This window comes from Rhodohalobacter sulfatireducens (assembly GCF_022012475.1).
In the GTDB taxonomy this organism is placed as follows: domain Bacteria; phylum Bacteroidota; class Rhodothermia; order Balneolales; family Balneolaceae; genus Rhodohalobacter; species Rhodohalobacter sulfatireducens.
This window is the reverse complement of the sequence record NZ_JAKLWS010000060.1, coordinates 1-5,983: the sequence shown is the minus strand read 5'-3', so window position 1 is coordinate 5,983 and position 5,983 is coordinate 1. Positions and strand designations below refer to the sequence as shown.

The 5,983-nt window shown below is 42.4% G+C and carries 6 protein-coding genes and 1 pseudogene; 2 read left to right on the top strand and 5 right to left on the bottom strand.

Features of this window, described 5'->3' with window-relative positions; all coding sequences use genetic code 11:
- Both L6773_RS20845 and L6773_RS21960 read left to right on the top strand, forming a co-directional pair.
- On the top strand, window positions 1-226 hold a 226-nt coding region (locus tag L6773_RS20845), incomplete at its 5' end, for a hypothetical protein (RefSeq protein WP_237856607.1).
- 378 nt (window positions 227-604) lie between these two features.
- Window positions 605-688, top strand: a pseudogene (locus L6773_RS21960) (glycosyltransferase family 2 protein); the annotation flags it as partial.
- 8 nt (window positions 689-696) lie between these two features.
- Here the strand turns inward: L6773_RS21960 and L6773_RS20835 are convergent.
- The 5 genes from L6773_RS20835 to L6773_RS20815 form a co-directional block, all read right to left on the bottom strand.
- Window positions 697-1,179, bottom strand: a complete 483-nt coding sequence (locus L6773_RS20835; protein ID WP_237856605.1) for a hypothetical protein — start codon at window positions 1,177-1,179, stop codon at window positions 697-699.
- A complete protein-coding gene (locus tag L6773_RS20830) occupies window positions 1,176-2,348 on the bottom strand; it encodes a glycosyltransferase family 4 protein (protein WP_237856604.1) in 1,173 nt (390 codons plus the stop codon). Before L6773_RS20830 ends, L6773_RS20835 begins: the two co-directional genes overlap by 4 nt.
- A complete protein-coding gene (locus L6773_RS20825; protein WP_255727820.1) occupies window positions 2,349-3,167 on the bottom strand; it encodes a glycosyltransferase family 2 protein in 819 nt (272 codons plus the stop codon).
- 566 nt (window positions 3,168-3,733) lie between these two features.
- Complete coding sequence (locus L6773_RS20820; RefSeq protein ID WP_237856602.1) at window positions 3,734-4,960, bottom strand: MraY family glycosyltransferase; 1,227 nt, start codon at window positions 4,958-4,960, stop codon at window positions 3,734-3,736.
- 686 nt (window positions 4,961-5,646) lie between these two features.
- On the bottom strand, window positions 5,647-5,983 hold a 337-nt coding region (locus L6773_RS20815), incomplete at its 5' end, for a hypothetical protein (RefSeq protein ID WP_237856600.1).

The window sequence follows — 5,983 nt, the reverse complement described above, 5'->3', positions numbered from 1 at the left end:
GCTTCCATTCCAACGGATAGGAATCCATTCATCATTTTTCGCACCACCCCTCGATTCCAATCAAGCTTTTTCAATACCCATCGCCTCGGGGTTTTTTGTGGGCTTCGACAATCCCCGGGTTGCGGCCTCTCTTCAGAGCTCCGCTCTTCATGCGCCCTCCACCCGGGGTTACAATACCAATCACCTCGCTGGGCTTGGGGTTTCTGGTTTAAGGTTCAATGTTTAAGATTTTTTGACAGACACAACCTGAAACATTAAACTTTAACCAACTCTTTCCTCCGGGGCTTGTGATTGCACCTGCGCGATCAGTAACCTCTCTCATCCAATGAATCGTCTTAGGCCTGGTTCACAATAGCATTGAGTGCTCGTTTCAACGAGATTCTTCGCTTTACCTCCCTCTCGGTCGGTTTCGCTCTGAATGACAGGCGGGGCGGGAATTCATCGACGGCGTATAACACCTCTTGCCTGATTCACACTTCTCACTACGCCGTCTTAACCTCTTCCTGTCGAAGCGGCGTCAGACAAACCGGGATTCTTCTGATGAATCAGAAACGCCGCGGATCATACACCTGCACCTGTCATCCCGAACGAAGTGAGGGATCTCCAACAAACAACAAACAACAAACAACAAACAACAAACAACAAACAACAAACAACAAACAACAAACAACAACCTGAAACCTTATAAAAAAGACCTTAATCCGCATTCCTCCTCATTGAGACAAAAACTACGAAGCCCAGGCATCCAAGGGGGGAAAGATAGGTCATAAGAAAATCGGAGATGATAAAGCCGGCAACGGTGTAATGGATCCCCAGCCAAAACAGGAGAAATACCAGCAGTTCCACAATCACCTGGAACAGTACCAGTGAAATGTATGTCTTTCTGCCGCCCTTGAAGAAGATGAGTCCAATCATCCCGCACAGAAAGAAAAAACCGAGCTGTGGAATATGAGATAGCACAATTTCATTCCCATTGCTGATATAGGTTATCAGCACATGACGGGGACTGTGAAAGGCAGATGTGATATTTCCAATTGAACGTTGTGCAGATAAAAGGAACTCCCAGACAAATTGTTCGCTGTAAAGTGCTCGAAGCGGACGAATCACCAGGAAATAAAAGAATGTAAAGCCCGCGCTCCAGCCAACTCTTTTTGCGATATATGGGATATCAATATTCATATATTTTTGGTAGTGAGAACTTCCCGGTAAAAGTCTGCAGTTTTCTCAGCCGCATGAAACCACCTGAACTGATTCTGGACCAACTCCCTGCCGTTTGCCGACAGTGTTTGTCTCAATTGAAGATCCCCTGCCAATCGAATAATCGCTTCAGACAGTTTTTCGGGATCTTGATCAGGCACAACTAAACAGTTCTCGTTATGCACCATATAACCGTTTTTCTCCACTTGTTTTGTGGTGATGAGGGGAGTACCGGTTGCCCAAGCCTCAAAAACGGAGATATTTTCCGTCTCAACCTGTAACGGCAAAACAACGATATCCGCTTCGCTATAAAACGCCGGCATCTCTTTATAGGTTGGATTCCCGAGAAACTGCACGTTCTCTTTTTCAACATCCTCATTAAGAAGCTCTTTAACTCTTTTGATTACACCCGAATCCCGATTTGATGCGTCTCCACTTCCCGCAAACAGAAATTTAAACTCTAATCCATCCTGATGCTGAAGAAGAACCTTTGCCGCTTTTGCAAGTACTTCAACTCCCTTTTGAGGAATCATCCTCTGCGGAAATAAAATCACAAGCTCTTTTTTTGAGAATCTCTTTCCCGGTTGAAAATGCTTAAGATTCACACCATTTGGAATATATCGTACCTCACTATCATTAAAAAAACTACGGTTGGGCTCCAGTAACATCCGGTGAACAACGATCACCGCATCGGGCCGGATTCCGGGAATATATGTAATCATTCGAGCTGAGAGGTCTTCGCTGCGAAAGAAACCCGACGAATGATTTGTCCAGATCACGGGAATATCTTTATCTCGTGCATAATAGGTTGCACCGATCCTCGTAGCCCGGTTATCGTGTTGATGAATGATCTCTATCTCCCCAATCTGCTCTTTGATCCATTGGAGGCCGGACCGGGTTGATTTTGTAAGAGAATACAGTTTTGAGATGAGATTTGTGCCGGCCGGATACTTCACCCGAACACATGTAAAATGTTCCCGGGAACTATCTACAAAAATATCCTCTCTTTTTTTATCGTTCGAGGCGGTTGGCACCAAAAGTGTGACTTTGAATCCCTGCTTGGTCAATTCGGGCAGTAAATTTTGAAGATGAGTGTTAATCCCACTACTCAGAGGATAAAAATCATTTGATACGTGGACAACATGTTTCATTTATATTCGATATTTGAACAGTCCTTCATAAAAAAGTTTTGCAAGATCAAAGAAAGCCTGGATGGTCATAGAACTATACTTTCTCATACCTGAAAAGTTTTTACGAATCATTTTCTGACGATAAAAAAACCATTCAAACCTCTTTTTTATAAGGTCTCCCCTGGACAATGCATGTTTTCGGTAGATATAATGAAATGAATGACAAAATTGAATTGAATTTGTACTTCTCAATAAACGAATTAACAGATCCTTATCCTCAGATTTTAAATTGGTTTTGTCTAAACCGTCAAGATCTAAGAAAAACTCGCGTCGAATCAAGATTGCGTTCAGATGTACCGGAGAAACAGGTGAAAATGCAACTTTTTGAATCAGAGTTTCATTGGATGTCTCCTTTTTTAACGTGCGTTTTGCAATCTCTCTTCCACTATCTGAAACGATTTTAAACTGTCCTATAATTAAATCTGATCTGCTTGAATTTATGCACTCCCAAATCTTCAGCAGTTCATAACCATCAATAACATCGTCAGCATCTACAAATGACAGGTATTCACCCCGGGCAACTTTAACACCTTCATTCAAAGCCGCCGCCCGCCCCCTGTTTTCCTGGTGAAGGGCTTGAAATTCGATGTTTGGAATCGGGCTGAATCTATCGGCCCAACTTTCAATCACCTCTTCTATCGAGTCTGAGGATCCGTCATTAATAACAATCACCTCAAACGGAAACTTCCGCACATGAAACAGGCTATTGAGAGTATCGGGTAGGGTCTCGGCCATATTAAAGACCGGGATGAGGAAGGATATATGCGCCGCTTCTTTCAAGTTTGTTCAATCCGTGTGAATTCGATAGGTCTGATGAACGAAATTGACCATTAGGATGATCAGGAAAGAAAATAAACATTTCGACGACTTTTTGTAGTCAGTTTACGGCAGAGTGGTAATGGATGTTTGATGATCGTTTTTTGGCGAGGTATTGCAGGCAATCCGTCAGCCGCCGGAGACTGACAACTTCCTAATGTTATACTGATCTACTCAATTGAACTCAAGCAATATTTTTAAAATAGAATCCTTTTATATATCAATAAATTGGGAAAACTTAACAACCGATTGATTGCTTGAATGAATAGACCTTAACGTGTTTACCGGTTACGATTTATCCAAGGGATCTGCCCTTTCGAAGAGACATTTGGGGATGATTGGAACGAAATTTTGAGTTTTTTCCACATTTTGGCCAATCAATATTCATTAGGTCAACCCCTTCTCTCCCGATCCTGAATACTCGGGACGATATCACTTTTCGTTGACGCATTCAAAAAATGAGCCCCTTCATAGTAGGATAGGTCGTCCGATTTTAACTAAACCGCACAACGCTTTTGGTATTGTCTTTTCTATCCGGTTTGATTGACAGTTGTCCCATTACTCTTTTTAAACTCGGTTTCCTTCTCCCCGAAAACTGAACTCCCCGGATCTTCGTCATTTACTTCATCAAGTATCTCCTCCGGTTCAACAGGATGGCTAAATCGATTTTCATCTTCCAGCTCTAAACCCGTTACTTTGCTGATAATCTTTCGCTTGAAAGAGAGTGTTGGGAATATCAATACAGAAAGGGCAATGATTGTAAGCAACAGATAGTTCACAGACATTAAGGGTGATAGCATAATTGCTGCTGTTACAATAAATATTTGTATTCCGACGATTGACAAGGTAACCTGGGTATGACTAAAGCCCGTATTCAACAACTGGTGATGTATATGTTCTGCATCGGCTTCGAATGGGGATTTCCCATTCAAAACTCTCAATAAAAAAACCCTCAATGTGTCATAAAGGGGTACGATAAGAATGGCAATGAGTATAACCGGTGTATTGGCTTGCCAGGCGAACTCAGAGGGTGCTGCTTCAGCTGTGTTCAGAAATTTAATTCCCATGAAAGCAAGGTAAAACCCTGATAAAAGAGCCCCGGTGTCTCCCATGAAAACAGAAGCGGGTTCCCTGTTATGCCAAAGAAATCCTCCCATTGCTCCGGCAAAGAACAAGCTAAAAAGGGCAAGTGGATATACACCGGCAGTAAAGAACCAAAAACTAAAAAACAAGCTGCAGATTATCACAGTAGTTGCAGCAAGGCCGTCTACGCCATCAATTAAATTCAATGCATTCGTAACGACAATAAATACCGCAATCGAAACTAAAACAGATGCAGCATAGGGAACTGTTTCAATTCCAAATACTCCACCAAAGGTTTCTACGTATATATCCGCCCCAAAAATCAAAAAGATCGCTGCTGTAAATTGTGCAAGAAGTTTTTTGGTAGGCGACAACACAAAAAGATCATCCTTGATGGCTGTAACAAAGAGGACAATTGAGGCTGCCAGTAAATAACCGAAACCATCAAACAAAATAGATTGAGGGTGAAGGGAAAACACCAACCAAAGTGATCCGATAAAGACAATTCCTCCTAATGTCGGTACACTTTCATTATGGATTTTTCGATGTTCTTCAGGTTCATCCATCAGTCGCTTAGACAGCGCTGCCTCCACCAACACAGGAATTCCCCTCTTGGAGACAAAAAATGCCACAATAAACAGTACTACTGCCCAACTCAGTTGAAGAAGGTCCATAAACTCTCCGCGAAATGTTTATACCCTCTCAATCTCAAAATGAAATTGAAAAGTGTAAAAGGTTAAAGAAATACGATTGATGATTGATAATTCTTGACCGATTATTTTTTTTCCTGCTTTCAACTTTTTTAAAAATAATCGCCCTTGGTTTAACGGTTTGTAAGATCTCAACTTCAATAATATTGAAGAAAACGCCCTCCATTTTTCGGAAAGATCTACAATAGTAATTATTAAGTTTTTTTAATAATTAATCCACTTACAAGATAACCAACGCTAGTGAATGTTCTTAATTAAACTTTTCTGAACATTGTGTTAGCCCGCTACATTTAATAGAATTAAACATAGATTAGAACTCCTTTCAGAAGCAAAGTGATGAAGAAAATGAAATCTAAAAATAATATCGAAATTTAAAATTCATTTGTAACTGTCCACAGAAGTTATCCGCACCAAGCGGTCTATCTAAATTGAGGGAATCGACTTCCCAACTGGCGCAATTGTCAACTTATGCCCCCTGTTCCGGCCTGTTTCTCATTTTACAACACACCTGGCGAATGTGTTCAGCGCAGCGTCCTCGGTCAACGAAGCCTTCTGGCGTTGACCCACTTGTGCCCCTTTTTCGATCTGTATTCATTTTTACTCGTTCCCAAGCTCCTTGGTCATCGAAGCTTTAGCGCAGTTGACCTTGGTCATCGAAGCTTTAGCGTAGTTGACCTGCTTGGGAACGCCAATGAGAAGCTCCAGCTTCTATTCAGCCTGATCAGGAATCCATTCATAATTTTTCGCACAACCCCTCGGATGACCTCCTGCCTTTTCAATATCCATCGCCTCGGGGTGTCTGTTTTAGAGAGCCTTCCCATCCCCGGGTTGCTGCCTCTCTTCAGAGCTCCGCTCTTCATCAGGCCTCCACCCGGGGTTACAATACCATTCAACCCCGCTGGGGTGAGATTACGCAAGCGTAATCCAGAAGCTCTCCCCTCTAGCCGCGTCCCGAACCGTCGGGGGGAGGGGACATATAGCGAAGCG

Excerpts from the sequence above, each read along its gene's own strand:
- L6773_RS20835 (WP_237856605.1), bottom strand. The coding sequence starts at position 1,179 with ATGAATATTGATATCCCATATATCGCAAAAAGAGTTGGCTGGAGCGCG.
- L6773_RS20830 (WP_237856604.1), bottom strand. The coding sequence starts at position 2,348 with ATGAAACATGTTGTCCACGTATCAAATGATTTTTATCCTCTGAGTAGT.
- L6773_RS20820 (WP_237856602.1), bottom strand. The coding sequence starts at position 4,960 with ATGGACCTTCTTCAACTGAGTTGGGCAGTAGTACTGTTTATTGTGGCA.